The 20,579-nt window shown below is 68.4% G+C and carries 14 protein-coding genes; 11 read left to right on the top strand and 3 right to left on the bottom strand.

Annotated features, from left to right (window positions below):
* The first annotated feature begins 43 nt into the window (after positions 1-43).
* The 7 genes from eccB (at position 44) to EMA17_RS19930 (ending at position 6,915) form a co-directional block, all read left to right on the top strand.
* On the top strand, positions 44-1,522 hold the full coding sequence (gene eccB, locus EMA17_RS19955; RefSeq protein WP_126638427.1) for a type VII secretion protein EccB: 1,479 nt from the start codon (positions 44-46) through the stop codon (positions 1,520-1,522).
* 276 nt (positions 1,523-1,798) lie between these two features.
* Positions 1,799-2,104 (top strand): WXG100 family type VII secretion target, encoded by a 306-nt coding sequence (locus EMA17_RS19950; RefSeq protein WP_020553087.1) that lies wholly within the window; start codon positions 1,799-1,801, stop codon positions 2,102-2,104.
* Between the two features lie 136 nt (positions 2,105-2,240).
* Positions 2,241-2,528: a WXG100 family type VII secretion target gene (locus EMA17_RS19945; protein WP_026218771.1), complete on the top strand. Its 288-nt coding sequence runs from the start codon at positions 2,241-2,243 to the stop codon at positions 2,526-2,528.
* A 226-nt stretch (positions 2,529-2,754) separates the two neighbouring features.
* Positions 2,755-4,011, top strand: coding sequence for a type VII secretion-associated serine protease mycosin (mycP, locus tag EMA17_RS19940; protein ID WP_126638426.1), 1,257 nt, complete (start codon positions 2,755-2,757; stop codon positions 4,009-4,011).
* Positions 4,012-4,115: 104 nt separating this feature from the next.
* Positions 4,116-4,697 carry a hypothetical protein gene (locus EMA17_RS51870; RefSeq protein WP_160161476.1) on the top strand — a complete coding sequence of 194 codons (582 nt, stop codon included), beginning with the start codon at positions 4,116-4,118 and terminating at the stop codon, positions 4,695-4,697.
* A gap of 2 nt (positions 4,698-4,699) precedes the next feature.
* Positions 4,700-6,403, top strand: a complete 1,704-nt coding sequence (locus tag EMA17_RS19935) for an alpha/beta hydrolase (RefSeq protein WP_160161475.1) — start codon at positions 4,700-4,702, stop codon at positions 6,401-6,403.
* Between the two features lie 65 nt (positions 6,404-6,468).
* The gene (locus EMA17_RS19930) at positions 6,469-6,915 is read left to right on the top strand and encodes a hypothetical protein (protein WP_126638424.1); all 447 of its coding nucleotides are present in this window, start codon (positions 6,469-6,471) and stop codon (positions 6,913-6,915) included.
* Positions 6,916-6,980: 65 nt separating this feature from the next.
* Here EMA17_RS19930 and EMA17_RS19925 read toward each other — a convergent pair whose 3' ends face one another.
* The 3 genes from EMA17_RS19925 to eccCa form a co-directional block, all read right to left on the bottom strand.
* A complete protein-coding gene (locus EMA17_RS19925) occupies positions 6,981-8,267 on the bottom strand; it encodes a S8 family serine peptidase (RefSeq protein ID WP_126638423.1) in 1,287 nt (428 codons plus the stop codon).
* Between the two features lie 1,693 nt (positions 8,268-9,960).
* Complete coding sequence (locus EMA17_RS19920) at positions 9,961-10,362, bottom strand: hypothetical protein (RefSeq protein ID WP_126638422.1); 402 nt, start codon at positions 10,360-10,362, stop codon at positions 9,961-9,963.
* A gap of 172 nt (positions 10,363-10,534) precedes the next feature.
* Positions 10,535-14,485, bottom strand: coding sequence for a type VII secretion protein EccCa (gene eccCa / locus EMA17_RS19915; protein WP_126638421.1), 3,951 nt, complete (start codon positions 14,483-14,485; stop codon positions 10,535-10,537).
* Positions 14,486-14,757: 272 nt separating this feature from the next.
* Between eccCa and eccD the strand changes: the two genes are divergently transcribed.
* The 4 genes from eccD to EMA17_RS19895 all read left to right on the top strand — a co-directional run bounded on the left by eccD (position 14,758) and on the right by EMA17_RS19895 (position 20,500).
* Positions 14,758-16,158 (top strand): type VII secretion integral membrane protein EccD, encoded by a 1,401-nt coding sequence (gene eccD, locus EMA17_RS19910; RefSeq protein ID WP_126638420.1) that lies wholly within the window; start codon positions 14,758-14,760, stop codon positions 16,156-16,158.
* Between the two features lie 144 nt (positions 16,159-16,302).
* Positions 16,303-16,590, top strand: coding sequence for a 30S ribosomal protein S15 (gene rpsO, locus EMA17_RS19905; protein WP_020553079.1), 288 nt, complete (start codon positions 16,303-16,305; stop codon positions 16,588-16,590).
* Positions 16,591-16,916: 326 nt separating this feature from the next.
* Positions 16,917-19,142, top strand: a complete 2,226-nt coding sequence (locus EMA17_RS19900; RefSeq protein WP_174861397.1) for a polyribonucleotide nucleotidyltransferase — start codon at positions 16,917-16,919, stop codon at positions 19,140-19,142.
* Entirely contained in the window at positions 19,139-20,500 is a 1,362-nt protein-coding gene (locus EMA17_RS19895) for a M16 family metallopeptidase (protein ID WP_126638419.1), read from the top strand. The genes EMA17_RS19900 and EMA17_RS19895 overlap by 4 nt, the downstream gene beginning before the upstream one ends.
* The last annotated feature ends 79 nt before the right edge of the window (positions 20,501-20,579 follow it).

The following is a 20,579-nucleotide window of genomic DNA, read 5'->3' as shown; positions in this document are numbered from 1 at the left end:
TAGAACCGTCAGCCGGAGCGTTCGGTCGATCACGGGGAGAACGATGGCATCGCGCCGCGAGCAACTTGAGGCGTACATCTTCGCGCGCCGCCGCATGGTCGCGGCCTTCCTGCAACCCGCTCCCGGCGGTGGGACCGAGGAGAACGCCCCCAAGCCGATGCGGATGGTCACGCCCAGCATCGTGGTCGCGATGCTGGTGCTGGCCGGGTTCGGGGTCGTCGGTCTGATCAAGCCCGGGACGCCGCCCGGTTGGAAGGACAAGAGCAGTCTGATCGTGGGCCGCGACTCGGCCAGTCGATACGTCTTCCTCGACGGCAAGTTGCACCCGGTGCTCAACATCGCGTCGGGCCGACTGCTCCTGGACCCGGGCAACTTCAAGGTCAACATGGTGCCGGAGAAGCAGCTCAACAGCGTGAGTCACGGTGCGCCGCTGGGTATTCCGAACGCGCCGGATCGGCTGCCCACCGCCAAGGAGATCCGGGGGCGCAAGTCCTGGACCGTGTGCGAGCGTCCGGCGATCGGCAAGGACGGTCGGCCCGACCCGGCCGGCGAGCCGCAGCGCAGCGTGTTCATCGGCGCGGCCCCGGCGGACGGGCCGCTCGTCCCCGGGCAGGGGCTGTTCGTCCAGGACCGCAACCAGCGCAAGTACCTCGTCTACCAGGGCAAGCGCTACGCGGTGGAGGCGCCGACCGTGATCGGCGCGCTCAACCTGGTCGGCATACCGGCGCAGCCGATGAGCGACTCGTGGCTGGCCACGCTGATCGACGGCGGGGTGATCGACCACCCGCTGCCGGCCGACTACGGCAAGCCCACCTCGCTGCCGCTGGCCACGGAGTACAACAGGATCGGCATCGTGCTGCGGGCCGAGGGTGGTGCCCAGCGGCAGAACTACGTGGTCACCAGGGAGGGCGTGATGCCGATCAGCGAGCTGACCGCCGTTCTGCTCACCACGAACCCGAGGGTCAAGGAGGCGTACGGCAACACGACGCCGAACGCGTTCCCGGTGAACATCGGCACGCTCGGCACCGCCGTGGTGCAGGACCGCACCTACGCCGCGGACAAGGGGTGGCCGGAGATTCCGCCGACCCCGATGAACCGGATGTCCCGCAACGACCTGGAACTGCCGCGCAACGTGGTGTGCAACACCTTCGCCGACGACTGGCGCGGAACGCAGCCGGTGACCACGCAGTCCGCGGGGACCCGGTCGCCGGAGCAACTGGTCGACGGCATGGGCGGGGTGTGGGTCAAGCCCGGCGCGGGGGCGCTGTACCGGGAGGTCACCGGTACGCCCGGGGAGGGCGGTCCGATGTATCTGGTGGCGGACTCGGGACTGCGCTACAGCGTGCCGGAGGAGGCGCAGACCGGCGGTGCGCAGGCGCAGTCCGGGCAGGAGAGCGAGGCGAAGCAGCGTCTGGGGTACAAGGGTGTGGAGGTCAAGGCGTTGCCTCGGGCGTGGTCGGAACTGGTGTCGCGGGGGCCGCAATTGAGTACGGTCGATGCCAAAAAGCCACAGGGTTCCTGAGCCTGGGTGCGAGAGTTGGGGTAGCGTCGAGAGAGTCGTGTGAGGCGACGAACCGACCCGAAAGCACCACTGAAGACCTGCGCATTGCACAAGACCCGCAGTGGTATCGACCGGGTCAAGGTTCCGTAACCTTGCGTAGTGCGTCGCTTGGGCGGCGTCCGGGGTTGCGGTTAGAGTTCCCACGACGTCGCAACGGTGACGTTGGTGCGGGGGCACCCGACACGGGTGACACGAACCTTCCCTCGCGCACGTCTGTCTCATGGGGGATGGTGAAACATGGCAGGTGAAGCGTTCAAGATCACTCCGCAGATGTTGGCGGAGTTGTCGAAGAAGGTTCAGGGTGTCGCGACCGACCTCGAGGCGGCCATCCAGGAGATGAACCGCAAGGTCGACGCGATCGAGGGTCAATGGCAGGGCGCTGCCAGGAACCAGTTCGACCCGCTGCAGGAGCAGGCCGTACAGAAGGCGCTCGGGGTGAAGCGCGCTCTGGACGCCATCTCCGGGGCGATGGGCCACAACGCCAACTCGTACGACCAGACCGAGACGACGGTGTCCGGCAACATCTCGAAGTTGATGTTCTGACCGAGGTTCGTTCCGGGATTCGTGCCGTCGTCGCCGTGCGCCTGGTCGCCCCCGTCGCCGACGGTCGAGTCCGCTCTCGTGGCGCTCGGGGCGATGCCCCGGTCGTACGCCCGTCATCCGACACTGGGGAGAAAGCATGTCGCAGGTAGTTGTCACTTTCGCCGCGCTCGAACAGGCCGCAGCCGATATTCGTGCCCTCAACGCCCGTCTCGCCGACATGCAGTCGGGTCTGAAGCGGGACATCTCGCCGGTCACCGAGTCGTGGTCCGGTGACGCCCGCGAGGGTTACCTCGTCCAGCAGGCGAGCTGGGACCAGAACGCGCAGGGACTGCAGGACGCGCTCAACGGCATCGCCGACGGCCTGATGCGCGCGGCCGACGCGTACCGCCAGACCGAGGCGTCGAACGCCAAGATGTGGCACTAGTCGCGGCTTCGTTCCTCGGCGCGGTGCGTCGTCGGCGAAGTGCGCGCGTGCGTGTGTGCGTTGGCGCGTGTGTGAACGAGTGACGTGATGTGAGGAGGCGGGCTCGTGCCCGCCTCCTCCCGCGTCCGTCATCGGTCTTACGGGGGCCGGGGACACCCAGAAGACGAACCGCCCCGCCCGGTGGACCGGGGCCGGGCGGACGGTGATCCGGAAGGCGAACGAACCGATGCGACCCGTGCGGCGACGGTGGGCGGCACCCCTTCTGGCGCTGGGCCTGGTGCTTCCCGCCGGATCGGTGGGCGCGGGGGCGGCGGGCGACGCCTCGGCGGACTCGGCGCACCGTGTCCGGGTGGACACCGCGCTGCTCGCGGGGAGCGACTGCCAGTACCCGTCCAAGCCGATGCCCGGCAAACCGTGGCCGCTGCAACGGGTGTTGCTCGACGAGCTGTGGCAGAAGGCGACCGGCAGGGGTGTCACGGTCGCGGTGATCGACAGCGGGATAGACGACGACAACCCGCAGTTGGCGCCCGGGATCGTGGCCGGCAAGGACTTCTTCGACGACAAGGCGAACGGCACCGACGACACCCACGGCCACGGCACGATGGCCGCGGGTATCATCGCGGCCCGCCCGGGGGAGCGGCTCACCCCCAGGCTGGAGACCGGCTTCGCCGGCATCGCGCCCGACGCGATGTTGCTGCCGATCCGGCAGAACGGCGGCAGCGACGCGACCAAGGGCAACGAGGACACCCTGGCCCAGGCGATCGACTTCGCGGTGGCGGGGGGCGCCTCGGTGATCAACATCTCGCAGGACACCGTGGGCGGGCAGGAGCCGGGCGCGAAGCTGCGGGAGGCGATCCAGCGCGCGCTGGCCAAGCAGGTCGTGGTGGTGGCCGCGGCCGGCAACTCCGGTGACAAGGACAACCTCGACTCGTGGCCCGCGAAGTATCCGGGCGTGCTGGGCGTAGGCGCCTCCGACCGCAACAACGAGCGGGCGCCGTTCTCGCAGAACAAGCCGTATGTGGGCGTGATGGCGCCCGGCGTGGACATCTGGTCGACGGTCCCCAAGGGCGGCCACTGCCGGGGCGACGGCACCTCGTTCGCGACGCCGTACGTGGCGGGCGTCGCGGCGCTGATCCGCTCGGCGCACCCGAACTACACCGCGGCCCAGGTGATCACCCTGATCGAACAGACCGCCCAGCGCACCGCCCCGGGCCATGTGGACGGCGTCGGCTGGGGCGTGGTCGACCCCCTGCGCGCCCTCGCCTTCACCGGGGTTCCCGGCTCCGTCCCGGTCCCCGACCCGAAGGTCGACCGCAGCACGGAACTGGTCAACGTGGCCCCGCTGGCCCACGGCCCTTCCCGAGCCGACCGCGACCGCCGCAAGGCCTCGGTGATCCTCTTCGTCGCGATCGGCCTCACGATCGTGGTGATCTGCGGCGCCATCGTCATCCGCGACGCCCGCAACCGCCCCCCGACCCCCTGAACCGGCATCCGGCACTCGGCACTCGGCTCCAAGGCCGCTCGACCCTGCCGGAATCGTCGTCGGCACGCCAAGCGGTTCCTTTACCCCCGATCATCGGAGTGAGAATGGCTGAGCACGGCATCCCGGACACGAATATAAACCGGGTTCTCTCGCCCGAATATTTTCGCACCGACCCGGCCGCCCGCCCGCCTGCGAATCCACTCCTCTCTGCTCCGCCCGCGCCTCGGCCACCCGTGGTTCCGGGAGGTGCCGATCCGGCTCTGTTCGATGGCGGCTCCAAGTTCGCCGACAACCCGGACGGTGAATGGAACGGGCCCGGGATGAATCAGATTCTCAGCGGCTCCGAAGCGCGCCCTGCCTTACCCGAGACCATGTCTCCGGTCCTTTCCTCTCCGGGGAACAGCTTCACGGTAGATATCGAAAAACTTGCTCCCGCGGCCGCCAGAGCGGTTTCCATAGGCCAGGATCTCAAGGCCGTGAGTGGAGATGTGGGTCATGGCCCACCGCCCGGGACGCCGGGGTTCAGGACCGGATTCCAGATGGGCGAACTGAGCCGGGAGTGGTCGGCGGCAATAATGCGACTGGCGAATGGATCCCAGGCGGCTGCCGACAAAATATATCGCACTCGGACAAAGTATCGGGACAACGAGACCGAATTGAAGACGATGTTCGGCGGGGCGTCCTAGACATGGTCGGCTTCGTCGAACTCAGGGATGCGAAGTTCGATGGGTGGCGTGAGTTTGCCGCTGCCTGGAACAAGGCGACCACCCGCCTGCACGACTTGGAGATATCTTTTCGGACCGGCGTCAACGACGTGGTCGAGCAGGCCGGGTGGAAAGGTATGTCGGCGCAGACCGCCGACAAGGATCTCGAACGTGTCGTTCGACAGATTGCCCTCTCCGCGATGCAGGCCCGGTCGATCGGATCCGCTGCCGATCAGGCAGCGGCCGAGATGCCTGTCATCCAGACCGCCCTGTTGACTGCCCTGCGGGAGGCGGAGGCGGCCGGGATAAAGGTCTCGGATTCCGGTGGAAGCTACGTCCTCAATGTCGCCGCACCTCCCGGCGCGGAGGGCGGAGGGGCCGTGTCCGGCGATCCGGCCGGAACGCAAGCCCTGCTGGATGAATACAAGCGGCGCCTGGACGCGATCATTCGTCAGGCCTGCGAGGTGGATGACAAGCTTGCCGGAGTGCCGGCCGTGCTCAATCCCTCGGATGTCGCGGCGACCGCGCTGAACTCGTGGGAAAACGCCGAGGAGGACGCTCGACGCGTCGCCGCTCTCCGTGGTGTGAACGGCCTTCCGAAGGACATGGACCCGGTCCGATCGGCAGCCTGGTGGAGAGGGCTGACCGAGGAGCAGCGGAGCCTCTACCTGAGCAGCTATCCCCACGAGATCGGGAGCCTGGACGGGATTCCGGCCACCGACCGTGACAAGGCGAATCGGAGGGCGCTCGATGCACGACTGGCCGATTTGTCGGGACGGCCGACGAGTGAGAGTGAATTCCGGGAGATCAAGAATCTCCAGGCTATTCAATCGGCATTGACGAAGAATGGAACATGTGCCGCGGACGACTCGGGAAGACTGTTGCTGAAGTTCGGCAACAAGTTTCTCGACGGGCAGGTGGTCATGTCGATCGGAAATCCGGACCTGGCGCGGAACACCGCGATCCTGGTGCCCGGTACGAATACCGACGTGGCGGGCGGTCTGGAGGGGCAGATGAAGCGCCTCGACAAGATTCAGGATGCTTCCGACCGACTGACTCCCCAAACGGGTGATGTGGCGTCGGTTTTCTGGCTGGACTACGACGCGCCCGAAGCTTCCTTCGGTGGGATCGACAAGCCTTGGGAATCGAAAGTCTCCAGCGTCGTCGGCTGGGATCGATCAGCGGAGGGAGCGCCGCGTCTCGATTCCTTCGTCGGTGGCCTGCGTGCTCAATCCACGGACCATCACATCAGTGTCGTCGCACACAGCTATGGATCTTCTCTCTTGGGCGATGCCGGGCGGCAGGGCAATGGCATAGCCGTCGACGACATGATCGTGGCGGGGAGCCCCGGAACGCACACCGACAGCGCGGATGACCTGCACATCGATCCTCGCCACTTTTGGGCCGAGGTCGCGGGCGACGACGGAATACCCGGACTGGGCGCGGCAAGCCACGCCGGATGGCAGGCCGAGCACGGGAAGACTCTGCCGCACGACAAGGAATTCGGTGGAAATCGGCTCGTGGCATCACCGGGCGATCACAGTAGCTACTGGAACATGAATGGCGATCAACCGGGCTCGAGTCTCGAGAATCAGGCAAGAGTGATCATGGGGCTCTACGACGATCCCAACCCTGCTCGCCGTCCGGAACTCGAACACGGCCGGCTCCCGACTGCGCCGAAGTCATGAGGACCGGTCGAATCCTGGCTCTGGTGCTCGGTCTGGTCGTCTTTGGTTCAGCATGCGGAGGAGATATGTCGAAAAACGACGAGCCGTTGCGCGTCAAGTCGCTGGAGGACACTCGGGCGACCGCGGAGCGGCATGCCCGCGCCGTGCTGGACGTCATCGGTGCCCCGATCACACCACAGGGCGTCTCCTCCAAGGACGGCCCCTGTGAAAGTCCCGACGGAAGCGTTTCCGACGCCGATTCCTATTCGCTGCTGCACATGTACAACGTGATCGTGGCGCCCACGCACCAGGTGGAGGTCCTTCGCCGAGTCCGCGATGCATTTACGGCGCAGGGGGTGAAGGTTGTGCGGGACGAGATCTATGACATTCCGGAGAGCCCGGGAGGGAAGGTTTCCGGGACCAACGAGGCCGATGGTTTTCGGATCCTGGTGAGCAGTACGTCGCCACCCGAGCAGATCACGGTCTGGGTGACTTCCCCTTGCTTTGCGAAACCGGGCGGGGGTTCGGGGTAGGCGGATCGCCGCCGTCGCGTGCTTGCCGTGAGCACGAACGTGGGGACGTCCTTCGGGGGACCGGTTTACGACCCGTCGTACGTGCGGCTTTGGGGGTGGGGCGGCGGCGGGGTGGGCCAGGGCGGCGCGACGGGGGTTTGGCGGTAGGCGAGTTCGCGGGTTCGGCGGCGGCGCATGGTGACGATGGTGGCGCCGGCGGCGAGGAGGACGACGGCTGCGGTGCCGATGAGGATCGGGACGAGAAGGTTGTTGCCGTCGTCGGACCTGCCGGTGGCGGTCGCCGGCGGCGCGGTGCTTGTGGGCGGGGCGGCCGCTGCGGTCGGGGCACTGGACGCGGCGGCCGTCGGCGGCGCACTCGGCTTGTCCCCACGCACGCCGACCAGCGGATTTACGTCGGCCGGCCCGGGCGTGTCGGTGGCGGCAAGGGCCTTGCGGGGGCTGACGGCCCCGTAGCCGAAGGTGTCGGAGGGAACCGGCTCGGTAGGCCGGTTGGCAGTATCGATCAGCCGCCGAATGACCTGATTGGCAGTCCAATCCGGATGCACCGACCACACAAGCGCCGCCACCCCGGACGTTAGGGCCGCTGCGTCGCTGGATCCGACACTGAGGCAATAGCGTGTTTCGGCCGCGCACGCACCGGGAATTTCTTCACCTGGTGCTGACAGTGAAATCCACGATCCTCGTACGCTATTACTTGCTGGTTTCCCTTCTCGATTTACTGCGCTGACGGCTAGGACACCGGGGTAAGAGGCTGGATATACAGGGGAATTATCACGCTCCTTAGGAGCGTTGCCTCCGGCTGCGATCACCAGCTTTCCTTTAGCCAGCGCATATGAGACAGCTTCGCGCGCAGCGGGAAAATCTTGCGATGAGCTGACCGAGAGATTGATGATCCGTGCCGGTGAGTCGGCCGCGAGCTTGATACCGTTCGCCAGAGAATTCGGATCATTTCCACCGAAGATTCCAGAGACCGCCTGGAACGGCAGGATTTTCGAAGCTGGCGCGACACCATAAACACCCTCGCCGTTGCCAGAACGTCCGCTGCCTGCGATCAAACTCGCCATACCCGTGCCATGACCCTCGCGATCTCCAGGCGTGCTGAGGCTGGGCAGAACTTGGCCAGTTAGATCTGGGTGAGTGGTGTCCACGCCGGAGTCGACCACGGCGACGATACTCCCGGCCCCGCGTGTGGTATTCCAGACCTCGTCAATCTTCCAGCTATCCAGATACCACTGTTGTGAGCGTACGGACGTGGCGTGAGCTGATGCCAAAAAGCCTGGGCCGACCAGGAGTACCAGCAGCGTACCGAGCAGGACGAATAGACGCTGGGCTCGGTAGGGGCGTCCGCTCATGCGGCTGTGATGTCCTTCCCAAGGCGGGTTTAGGGGCGCTGATCAGTCGATGACCGGTGGGACGACGCCGGGTTGACGGGGGCCATCCCACGGATTGTCGTCCGCCTCCTCGGAGCGCGGCGTGCGGCGGCGCACCTGCTCGGATCGTGCGCCTCCTGTAAACGGAGTTCGTTGACCGGGTTGTCCAGTGGGATGTTGAGGAGTCGCGGTGCCGGAGGACTCGCTCTCTGCTGCCAGAGCCTGCAACCTCGGTGAGTTGCGGTTGGAGGGACTTCCCGATGCGTTGCCGATTGAACCACCCCGCGAGTTGGCCAGTCTGCGACTGGGCGCCCCGCCGCGTTCCCGAGGCGGTAGCGAACTTGCTCCGGCGGCCCCAGGAATCCCCGGCATGCGTGCGCTGGAACTAGTGCCGGGGGTCGCTGCTTGAGCTGGGGAAGAAATTCCTGGCCCTCCTGGACTCGCACTGAACGAACCTCGACCGCCGGGCACGCTAGGCCCGCGTGGTGTGGACCCAGGAACAGTGCTGCCACCGGGGATGCCGGTCGGCGTGCCTCCGCTGCGCGTGACTGCGCCTCCGGAACTTCCACCACGCGGAGCGCTGCCGGGATTGACGTTCGGACCTTCGCTGCTGCGCGCGATGGTTCCAGGGAATCCGCTGATTCGACCGCCACCAGCAGGGTTCACAGGGTTTCCGTCTGGAAACAGAGCAGTGCTTGTGAGTACGTGGCTGTTGGAACTTGATCCGCCCCCGGAGGTTGGTGGGACCCAGGTAGCGTTCGTCGGATCTGATGCAGTCAGGGGACCATTCCCCTGCAGGTTTGTTGACTGGGGAATGTACGGCGCTACCCCACCTTCAGTGCCAGTCGGACTTACTGACCCAGGCACAGATCCAAACGGGGCCGAGTAGATTCCGGGCTTCGAGGCGCCAGAGCTCATCGGAGCTTGCTTGGGCCTCCCGGTCGTCCCGGATCCCGGGACGGCGCCGGAAGGGCCCGCGTTGGACGAGCGACTGCCACCAGGGCCGTCAATGGCTGATGTCTGCTCGTAGGACGGGTCGAAGTTGGTCGGTGGTGGAGGAAATTCTGGTGCAGGCAAAGCTTTTAGGTCTGCTGCTGCTACCCGGTAGGTCGATGCCAGTGTGCGCATTTGGGTTACTGCTTCTTGGTGGGCTGCGTCTACCTGGGCTTTGGCTTCCTGGTGGGCCTTGATGGGGTCTGCGCCGCCTGGGGGTGGGTTTGTGGCGGCTGAGACGACGGCTACCGGGCCCTGGTTGGCTGTGGCCAGGACTGTCGGGGGCACCTGCGGCATGCGCATCTTGGCTACGAAGATTTGCTGGCCTACGTGGTTGACGTGGGTGCCGGCTGCCGAGACGTAGTCGCCCAGGCCTGCGGCGGCGGCTGTTACGCCGCCGGCCCACGTTCGGAAGCTTTCCGCTGCCGGGCCCTCCCAGGCGCCGCTGAGGGCCTGGATGCACTTGGTGAGGCCGTCGGTGGCCGTTTGGATGCGTTGTGCGGTTCCGTGCAGCTTGTCGGCGTAGACGCCCAGTGCCGAGGGGTTCGCCCCGGCGATCATCGCCTGTAATTGTTCGAGCGTGTATCCCTCGAAGTCGGTGCCGCCGCCCGGTCCCCCGGTCGGCGCGCCGTCCGCGTGCACCATCAGATTCCCCCCACGACGCCGGACTCGTGTAGTCGTGTCATTCCAGGTCCACCCTGCCACCCGGCTTGGTTGTCGACCCCGTCGTCACCGGCTTCTGTCCACCCTGGCCGATCCGCGCCATGATCTCGTTCAGCGCGCGGCGCGTGTCGTCGTCCACGTCGGCCGTGTTCGCGCCGTTGACCTTGATCGACAACTTCATCGCCGTGATCTGGTCGTGCAGTGTGGCGATCAGCGCGCGCAATCGGGTGGCGGTCTCCTGGATCACCCCGCCGATCATCGGGGCCTCCGCGAAGGACACGCCCAAGTCGGTCGCGCCGATCCCGTGTTCGGCCGCGTTCGCCCCCGGATCCTCGCCGACCAGATCGGCGAGTACTCCCTCCAACGCCCCCTGAAACTTCTCCAGCATCTCCAGGCTGATCTGAAAACCGGATCCCGCCATAGCCAACGTTTCCCCCGGGCTTGGTGACCTTCGGCCGCGACCCTCCCCGGCGGACGTCGGACACGCCTGCGCGTCGCGGCGCTGACCATTGATCCACGAATGGTCAGCGGACCGCAAGAGGAGGCTGACGTTCCGTTATAACTATTCGGATGGGAACTTCGGCATACCGACGTCAGTTGTCCGGCAGCCAGGCCGTCTGGATCAGCTCCACGCCCCGCCGTCGGGTGATCAACTGCCCACGCCCCGGCGGGAGTTGGGTCGGCTTGACGTTGGCCATCAGGGCGCCCTCGTCCCGGTTGCCGGACAGGATCAGGCCGGACGTGCCCAGGTCGAGGAGCTTTTGCAGCACGGGCTCGTACAGCGCGCGGCCCGCACCGCCGCTGCTGCGGGCGATGATCAGGTGCAGGCCGACGTCGCGGGCCAGCGGCAGGAACTCGGCGATGCTGCCCACCGGGTTGCCGCTGGAGGACGCCACCAGGTCGTAGTCGTCGATCAGCAGGAACAGTTCCGGGCCGCTCCACCAGCTCCGGTTGCGCAGCTGTTCCTGCGTCACCTCCGGCCCCGGGAGCCGCCGTTCGATGCCGCCGCGGATCTCGCCCATGAACGAGGTCAGCGCCGGCGCCGCCGCCGCGTACTCCAGCAGGTGCGATTCCGGGACCACGTCCAGGAGCGTGCGCCGGTAGTCGGACACGATGATCCGTGCCTCGGCCGGGGTGTACCGCTCGGCGATGCCCCGGGAGAGCAGCCGCAGGAAGTTGGTCTTGCCCGACTCGCTCTCGCCGAACAGCACGAAGTTCGTGTCGACGTTGAAGTCCAGGTACACGGGGCTGAGCGTCTGCTCGTCCACACCGATCGGGATCCCCCGACCGGACACCTGCGCCGGCGTCGGCAGTTGCTCGTACGGCAGCAACATCGGCAGCACCCGCACCGGGGGCGCGGGCGGGCCCGCCCACGCCGCCTTGATCGCCCCGACCATCGCCGCCATGCCCTCGCCCAGGTCCTCCGCCGCCGACGAGCCGTCGATCCGGGGCAGCGCGGCCAGGAAGTGCAGCTTGTCCGGGGACAGACCGCGACCGGGCGCGCCGGAGGGCACGTTCGCCGCCAACCGCCGGTCGACCTCGGACTCCATCGTCTCGCCGAGCCGCAGTTCGAGCCGGGTCTGGATCTGGTCCTTGAGCGCGGGCCGGATCTCCGGATGCCGGGACGCGGAGAGCACCACGTGCACCCCGAAGCCCAGACCGCGCGTGGCGATGTCGGTGACCTCGGCCTCCAGCGCGTCGAAGTCGTTGCGCAGGGTCAACCAGCCGTCGACGAACAGGAAGACGTCGCCCCACGCCTCGTCCGGCAGCGTGCCCGCGGCACGGCGTCGGCGGAAGGTGTCGATCGAGTCGATGTTGTTGACCCGGAACATCTCCTCGCGCCGATCCAGGATGCCCTTGACCTCGCTGACGATCCGGCGCACCCGCTCGGCGTCGAGCCGGCCCGCCACCCCGCCCACGTGCGGCAGATCGTTCAGCGCGACCATCCCGCCGCCGCCGAAGTCCAGGACGTAGAACTGCACCTCGGCCGGCGTGTGGGTGAGCGCGAACGCAGTGATCATGGTGCGCATCAGCGTGCTCTTGCCGCTGCGCGGGCCGCCCACCACGAGCGCGTGGCCGGCCGCGCCGGACAGGTCCGCGTACATCACGTCGCGGCGCTGCTCGAACGGCTTGTCCACCAGGCCCAACGGCACCACGAGGCGCCCGTTCGCCCCCCATTCGGGCGAGCTCAACCCGCGCTCCGCGGTGACCCGCAGCGGCGGCAACATCCGGTCGACCGAGTTGGACTCGGCCAGCGGCGGCAGCCACACCTGGTGCGCCGGCGGGCCCTGGTTGACCATCCGCCGCACGATCACGTCCAGCACGGTGTCCGCGAGCGCGCTGTCGACGTCCGGCTCGGGCTCGGGCTCCGGCGGCAGGTCCGGCTGCCGGTTCCACATGTTCGCGGCCGTCCAGCGGCTGTCGAACAGCACCGGCATCGGCGAGCCCGTACGGTTGCGCCGGACCCGGTCCGAGGCCCGATACGTGCCGGACACGTACGCGGCCTTGAACTGCACCATCGACTCGGTGTCGAACTTCAGGTAGCCCGCGCCCGGCACCGACGGCAGGTGGTACGCGTCGGGTACGCCGATCGCCGCGCGCGACTCGGCGGCGGAGAAGGTGCGCAACCCGATCCGGTAGGACAGGTAGGTGTCCAACCCGCGCAGCCGGCCCTCCTCCAGACGCTGCGACGCGAGCAGCAGGTGCACGCCGAGCGATCGGCCGATGCGGCCGATCTGGATGAACATGTCGATGAAGTCCGGCTTGGCGGTCAGCAGTTCGCTGAACTCGTCGATGATGATCACCAGCGAGGGCAGCGGCTCCAGGGCCGCGCCGGCCACCCGGGCCCGCTCGTAGTCGTGCATGTTGGCGTAGTTGCCCGCCGAACGCAGCAACTCCTGGCGCCGGTTCAGCTCACCGGTGATCGAGTCGCGCATGCGGTCGACCAGGGTCAGGTCGTCGGAGAGGTTGGTGATCACCGCCGCCACGTGCGGCATGTCCGACATCCCGGAGAAGGTCGCGCCACCCTTGAAGTCGGCGAGCACGAAGTTCAGGATCTCCGAGCTGTGCGTGGTCGCCAGCCCGAGCACCAGGGTGCGCAGCAGCTCCGACTTGCCGGAACCGGTCGCGCCGACGCACAGGCCGTGCGGACCCATGCCCTCCATCGCCGCTTCCTTGATGTCCAGCATGATCGGCTCGCCGTTCTGGCCGATCCCGATCGGCACCCGCAGCCGGTCGTTGGGCGGCCTGGGCCGCCAGGTCTGCGACACGTCCACCTGGGCCGCGTCGCCGATGCCCATCAGGTCGGTGAAGTCCAGGTTGGCCAGCAGCGGTTCGTCGTCGTCGTTCGCCGACAACCGCAGCGGCGCGAGCTTGCGGGCCAGCGCCTCCGCGTCGCCCGCCGACAGGAAGTCGGGCACCCCCTCGTACGCGCCCGCCGTCGACTCCAGCGTCAGCCGGTCCTCCTCGGCGATGATCGCCAGCCCGCCGCGCAACTCGTCCAGCGGCCCGGGCACCACCTCGACGATGGTCACGCCCTGCAGCCCGTCCGCGCCCGCCAGCAGCGAGTTGGCCGGCACCCCGCCGCCGTCGAGCACCACCACCAGATGCGGCTGGTCCAGCACCGGCTGCGCGCCGGCCGCGAACCGCGACCGGCCGGCCAACTCCTCGGCCAGCCACTCCTCGATCTCGCCGAGGTCGCCCGCGATCATCCGGACCGAGCCCGCGCCGTCCGACTGGGACGGGTGCTGCGTGTGCGGCAGCCACTTGAGCCAGTCCCAGCGCGGCAGCGAGTTCGTGTCGCACGCGACCACGACCCGCACGTCGTCGGGGGAGTGCAGCACCGCGAGTTGGCCCAGCATCGACCGGGTCAGCCCATACACCCGCTCCGGCTCGCCCGAGACGGTCAGGTGATAGAAGGAGCGCAGCGAGACCGCCATCGGCAGATCGTCCAGCGTCGCCTGGGTGCGCAGGAACCGCCGCATGGCGTCCGCGCACAGCGGCTCCAACTCCTCCAACGGCGCGGTGTCCGGCGCCACCAGCGGGGTGGACAACTGCTGCTGACCCACCCCGACCCGGATCTGCCCGAAGTCGGCGTCACCGGCCCGGCGTTCCCAGATCCGCCGCTCGCCCGCGGCCACCGACCACAACTGGCCCGGATCCGGATGCGTCCACAACTGCGCGTCGCGCTGCTTGCGGGCGGTCCGTCGGACCTCCTTGCGCTGCTGGGCGAGGTACTTGAGGTAGTCGCGCCGGGAGTCGAGCATCTGCACCCGGTTGCCGCCGCGCGACTTGAGGATGTTGGCGACCACCATGACCAGCGACGAGATCATCATCATGCCGCCCATGACCATCATCATCTTGGGTGCGCCCGGCATGAAGAAGAAGCCCGCCGACCCGAGCATGCCCATCATCGGGAGCACGCTCATGATCCAGTTCTGATCGGTCGGGCGCTCCAACTCGGGTGGCGACTGGAGCTTGATCTCCTCCGTCGGGACAGGAGAAGGCAGCACCCTGGGCGGGCGCTTGACGATGACCACGGTCAAGGTGAATCAGCCTCATCCGTCGCGAGGTTCCCGGACACGGATCGAACCCGCCGCAGAGCACGGAAAAGGAGCAGGTGATGTGAGTCAACCCACCCCGTCAGGGTCGTCTCCATGACACACGGTGGGCCGATGGGCCGTTTGTGTGTGCGCCGCATACTACTGGCCGGTCCGTGCGGCGCCACCGTCGAGTGGAGCCCGGCGTATAGAGTCGTCGTCCCGCGCCTTCGGGGCCGTGGGACACGGGGCGGCTACAAGCAGGGGGATCTGCACAGGTGAACTCCACGACCACGACGGTCACCACCGGGTTCGCCCGGATCACCGTCATCGCACCGGACTGTCGCGTCGACCTCGCGCTGCCGGAGGAGGTCCCGCTCGCGGAGCTGTACCCCGAGATCCTGCGGCTGTCGGGGCAGACCCAGCGCAACGGCACGGTCACCGGCTTCCAGCTCACCAGGCTCGACGGCGAGGCGCTGGACAGCGGGCTCACGCTGGCCGCGCAACACGTGCGCGACGGCGAACTGCTGCGCTTCACGGCGCTCGCGGACGCGCCGCCCCCGCCGGTGTACGACGACGTCGCCGACTCGGTGGCCACCTCCGTCACCGGCGACAACCGGCTGTGGACGCCGGAGATGTTGCGGATCGCCGGCCTGTCCGGCGCGGCCGTCTTCTTCACCCTCGGCGCCGTAGTGCTCTGGCGCACGACCCCCCTGCCGCACGGGCTGCCCGCCATCGTCGGCGGCTCGCTGGCCCTGGTGCTGACCGTGGTCGCCGGCGTGCGCGCCCGGGTGTACGGGGACCACTCCGGCGGCGCCGTGCTCGGCCTCGGCGCGCTGCCGAACGCGTTCCTGGCCGGCCTGGGCCTGATCGAGCCGCCCGTACGGGAGGGCCCGGGCCGGGTCCAGTTCCTGGTCGCCTGCGTAGCCGTGCTCGTGATCTCGACCCTGATCGCCGCCCTGCTGCCCGCCCGCGGCGCCGTCTATATCGCGGGCGCCGGCGCCGGCGCGCTGGGCACGCTCGCCACCTTCGGCCTGATCACCGTCGACGGCGCCCCCCGCGAGGCCGCCGCGGTCACCGGCACCGTCGCCCTCGCCATGATCGCCTTCCTGCCCTCCTGGGCGGCCCGCCTCGCCCGGCTGCCGATCGGCTTCCTGCCCTCCGACGCGCCGACCTCCCGCCAGAGCGACACCCTCGACCACGCCGACGTCGCCGCCCGCGCCCGCCGCGGCCACGAGGTGCTCAGCGGCCTGGCCGGCGCCTGCGCCGCCGCGCTCGTCGCCTCCTGCGTGGTGCTCGGCAGCGTCGACACCCTGTGGGCCCGGACCCTGACCGCCGTGCTCGCCCTGGTCACCCTGTGCCGGGCCCGCCTGTTCCGGCACACCACCCAGGTCACCGTCCTGTACACGGCCGGCCTGCTCGGCCTGGCGATGTTGTTCGTCGGGCTGGCCCTGGACACCGGCATGGCGGACAAGGAGCGCCAGGGCTGGATCTTCGCGCTGGTCTGCGTGGTCGGCGCGCTGCTCGCGATCGTGGCGACCACCGTGCCCTCGCGCGGGCTGTCCCCCTTCTGGGGGCGGCTGATGGACGTGCTCGAAGGCATGCTGATGGTGTCGGTCGTACCGCTGTGCCTGGCGGTGCTGGATCTGTACGACAAGCTGCGGAACATCACGGCCTGATGCGCTCCTGCTAGGGTTGTCCGTATCCCGGAGCCGCGTGCCCGGGATGCGTGCTGCCCACGGGCCGCACGCCCGCACCATGTGAGCCCAGTCGCCGCCGTGAGTAAGACCGGTGGCGCTCACCACCTTGCAGAGGGAGAACACGTGTCGCTCGACACCGCAACGAAGAAGCAGATCATGGCCGACTACGCCACCAAGGAAGGCGACACCGGCTCCCCCGAGGTGCAGGTCGCGATCCTGAGCTACCGGATCAACGAGCTCACCGCGCACCTCAAGGAGCACAAGCACGACCACCACAGCCGCCGGGGCCTGCTGCTCCTGGTCGGCCAGCGTCGTCGCCTGCTCGGCTACCTGGCCAAGAAGGACATCGAGCGCTACCGCACGCTGACCGACCGCCTGAGCATCCGCCGCAGCGGTGTCGGCATCCGCTAGCAACACACGACGGGGGAGCGGCTTGCACAAGCCGCTCCTTCGCCGTATCCGGACGCGGTCTTTGTAGGCTGTGTTCCGCACGCGGGCATCCGCGGTGAGATAGAACAAGACAATCGACGTCGGCCGCGCCTCGCGCGAGCCCGACGACGAGGACGAACGACAGACACTGGGAGCGCCGCGTCGCGACCAAGGCGCCGACCTCCAGCGCCGGTCCTCGGTAGTGGCCCCCGGGTAACGCACCCGGGTGCTTCGATCGAAGACCGGCTCGGTCGGCCCTCAGGCGTCATGCGCCGCGGACCTCCCTCGAACGAACGAGGAGGGCACCCGTGGAGGGTCCCGACATCAGCTTCGCCGAAGCGGTCATCGAGAACGGCACGTTCGGCAACCGCACCATCCGCTTCGAGACCGGCCGGCTCGCCAAGCAGGCCGCCGGCTCCGCCGTGGTCTACCTGGACGACGACACCATGGTGCTCTCGGCCACCACCGCCTCGAAGCGCCCCAAGGACCAGCTCGACTTCTTCCCCCTGACGGTGGACGTCGAGGAGCGCATGTACGCCGCGGGCAAGATCCCCGGCTCCTTCTTCCGCCGCGAGGGCCGCCCGTCCGAGGACGCCGTGCTCACCTGTCGGCTGATCGACCGTCCGCTGCGCCCGTCCTTCAAGAAGGGCCTGCGCAACGAGATCCAGATCGTCGAGACGATCATGGCGCTCAACCCGGACCACCTGTACGACGTGGTCGCGATCAACGCGGCCTCGATGTCCACCCAGCTCGCGGGCCTGCCGTTCTCCGGCCCGATCGGCGGCGTCCGGGTGGCGCTGATCGACGGCACCTGGGTCGGCTTCCCGACGCACACCGAGCTCGAGCGCGCCGTGTTCGACATGGTCGTCGCGGGCCGCGTGCTCGACGACGGCGACGTGGCGATCATGATGGTCGAGGCCGAGGCCACGACCGGCACGATCGAGCTGGTCAAGGGCGGCGCGGAGGCGCCGACCGAGGAGGTCGTCGCCGACGGCCTCGAGGCCGCCAAGAAGTTCGTCAAGGCGCTGTGCGCCGCCCAGGTCCAGGTCGCCGAGAAGGCCGCCAAGGAGACCGGCGAGTTCCCGGTCTACCTGGACTACCAGGACGACGTCTTCGAGGCGCTGGCCGCCGCGGTGACCGACGAGCTGTCGGCCGCGCTGACCATCGCCGGCAAGCAGGCCCGCGAGAGCGAGCTCGACCGGGTCAAGGACCTGGCCGCGGAGAAGCTGCTCCCGGCGTTCGAGGGGCGCGAGAAGGAGATCGGCGGCGCCTTCCGCTCGCTGACCAAGAAGCTCGTCCGGCAGCGCGTGCTGCGCGACAAGGTGCGCATCGACGGTCGTGGACTGACCGACATCCGCACCCTGTCGGCCGAGGTCGAGGTCATCCCGCGCGTGCACGGCTCGGCCCTGTTCGAGCGCGGCGAGACCCAGATCCTGGGCATCACCACGCTGAACATGCTGCGCATGGAGCAGATGCTCGACACGCTCTCGCCCGAGACGCGCAAGCGCTACATGCACAACTACAACTTCCCGCCGTACTCGGTCGGCGAGACCGGCCGCGTGGGCTCGCCCAAGCGCCGCGAGATCGGCCACGGCGCGCTCGCCGAGCGCGCCCTCCTGCCGGTCCTGCCCGCGCGCGAGGACTTCCCGTACGCGATCCGCCAGGTGTCCGAGGCGCTCGGCTCCAACGGTTCGACCTCGATGGGCTCGGTCTGCGCGTCCACGATGTCGCTGCTCAACGCCGGTGTGCCGCTCCGGGCGCCGGTCGCGGGCATCGCGATGGGCCTGATCTCGGACGAGGTCGACGGCAAGACCGAGTACGTGTGCCTGACCGACATCCTCGGTGCCGAGGACGCGTACGGCGACATGGACTTCAAGGTCGCCGGCACCAAGGAGTTCGTCACCGCGCTCCAGCTCGACACCAAGCTCGACGGCATCCCCGCGTCGGTGCTGGCCGCGGCGCTCAAGCAGGCCAAGGACGCCCGTCTGCACATCCTCGACGTGATGATGGAGGCCATCGACACTCCGGACGAGATGTCGAAGTTCGCGCCGCGCATCATCACCGTCAAGATCCCGGTGGACAAGATCGGCGAGGTCATCGGCCCGAAGGGCAAGATGATCAACCAGATCCAGGACGACACCGGTGCGGAGATCACCATCGAGGACGATGGCACGATCTACATCGGTGCCTCGGACGGCACCTCGGCCGAGGCCGCGCGGGCGACGATCAACGCGATCGCCAACCCGACGATGCCCGAGGTCGGGGAGCGTTACCTGGGTACGGTTGTCAAGACCACCACGTTCGGCGCGTTCGTGTCGCTCATGCCCGGCAAGGACGGCCTGCTGCACATCTCGCAGCTGCGCAAGATCGCCGGTGGCAAGCGCGTCGAGAACGTCGACGACGTGATCAAGGTCGGCGACAAGGTGCAGGTCGAGATCGCCGAGATCGACCAGCGCGGCAAGCTGTCGCTCGTCCCCGTCATCGAGGGCGAAGGCGACGCCGCCGAGGACACCGAGGACGCTGCCGCCAAGTGACGTCCTCCTCGTCGAAGAACCAGGCCGCCGCGTCCGCGCAGCGGCCTGGTTCCACGAAGACCCTGCTGCGTGACGCGGACGGCGTGGGCGCCGTCCGCCGCACGGTCCTGCCCGGCGGCCTGCGGGTGATCACCGAGAACATGCCGTCCGTGCGCTCCGCGACCTTCGGCATCTGGGTCGGGGTGGGCTCGCGCGACGAGACCCCCGCCCTGGCCGGCACCTCGCACTACCTCGAACACCTGCTGTTCAAGGGCACCGCGAAGCGCGACGCGCTGGAGATCTCGGCGGAACTGGACGCCGTCGGTGGTGAGATGAACGCGTTCACCACCAAGGAGTACACGTGCTACTACGCACGCGTACTCGACACCGACCTCCCGCTCGCCATCGACGTGATCTGCGACATGGTGACCGGCTCGCTGATCGACTCCGAGGACGTGGACGCCGAACGCGGCGTGATCCTCGAGGAGATCGCGATGAACGAGGACGAGCCCGGCGACCTGGTGCACGAACTCTTCTACGACGCGATGCTCGGCGACGCCCCGCTCGGGCGCCCCGTGCTGGGCACCGTCGAGTCGATCAACGCGCTCACCCGGACCCAGATCAACGGTTACTACCGGCGCCGGTACAAGGCGCCGAACATGGTGGTGACCGCGGCCGGCAACGTCGACCACGCCAAGGTGGTGCGGCTGGTCAAGAAGGCGTTCGCGCAGGTGAAGGTGGACGAGGACGCGGTGGCCGCGGCCCCGCGCGTCGGCGGTCGCGGGACCCGCTCGGCCGGCAGCGTCCGGGTGCTCAACCGGCCGACCGAGCAGGCCCACCTGGTCCTGGGGATGCCCGGCCTGGCCCGCGACGACGATCGGCGGTTCGCGCTCAGCGTGCTCAACACCGCGCTCGGCGGCGGGATGAGCTCGCGCCTGTTCCAGGAGATCCGGGAGAAGCGCGGGCTGGCCTACTCGGTCTACTCGTTCCACTCCGGCTACGCCGACCTGGGCGTGTTCGGGATCTACGCCGGCTGCCAACCCAAGAAGGCCCGCCAGGTGATCGAGATCTGCCGGACCGAGCTGGAGCGGGTGGTGCGCGACGGGCTGCCCCGGGACGAGATCGATCGGGCGATCGGCCAACTGCGCGGCTCGACCGTGCTCGGCCTGGAGGACACCGGGTCGCGGATGAGCCGGATCGGCAAGAGCGAACTCGTCTACGGCGAGCACCTGTCCGTCGACGAGGTGCTGGCCCGGATCGCCGCGGTGACCGCCGACGAGATCCACGATGTGGCGAACGTCCTGTTCGCCGCACGGCCCACGCTGGCCGTGGTCGGACCGTTCGCCGACGACGCGGACTTCGTCGCCGCGTCGGCCTGAACGACGGCGAAACCGTGCCGGCCGGGTCGCGAGCGGGTCGGCGGGCGCGGAAGTGGTGCGCCGCGATCGGCCGCGGTGC

The sequence above is a fragment of the Embleya hyalina genome, from assembly GCF_003967355.1.
GTDB lineage: Bacteria > Actinomycetota > Actinomycetes > Streptomycetales > Streptomycetaceae > Embleya > Embleya hyalina.
The sequence above is the reverse complement of the archived record's forward strand: the minus strand, read 5'-3'. Positions and strand labels throughout refer to the sequence as shown.

Coding starts and splice junctions, on each gene's coding strand:
- eccB (WP_126638427.1), top strand. CDS start 44: ATGGCATCGCGCCGCGAGCAACTTGAGGCGTACATCTTCGCGCGCCGC.
- EMA17_RS19950 (WP_020553087.1), top strand. CDS start 1,799: ATGGCAGGTGAAGCGTTCAAGATCACTCCGCAGATGTTGGCGGAGTTG.
- EMA17_RS19945 (WP_026218771.1), top strand. CDS start 2,241: ATGTCGCAGGTAGTTGTCACTTTCGCCGCGCTCGAACAGGCCGCAGCC.
- mycP (WP_126638426.1), top strand. CDS start 2,755: ATGCGACCCGTGCGGCGACGGTGGGCGGCACCCCTTCTGGCGCTGGGC.
- EMA17_RS51870 (WP_160161476.1), top strand. CDS start 4,116: ATGGCTGAGCACGGCATCCCGGACACGAATATAAACCGGGTTCTCTCG.
- EMA17_RS19935 (WP_160161475.1), top strand. CDS start 4,700: ATGGTCGGCTTCGTCGAACTCAGGGATGCGAAGTTCGATGGGTGGCGT.
- EMA17_RS19930 (WP_126638424.1), top strand. CDS start 6,469: ATGTCGAAAAACGACGAGCCGTTGCGCGTCAAGTCGCTGGAGGACACT.
- EMA17_RS19925 (WP_126638423.1), bottom strand. CDS start 8,267: ATGAGCGGACGCCCCTACCGAGCCCAGCGTCTATTCGTCCTGCTCGGT.
- EMA17_RS19920 (WP_126638422.1), bottom strand. CDS start 10,362: ATGGCGGGATCCGGTTTTCAGATCAGCCTGGAGATGCTGGAGAAGTTT.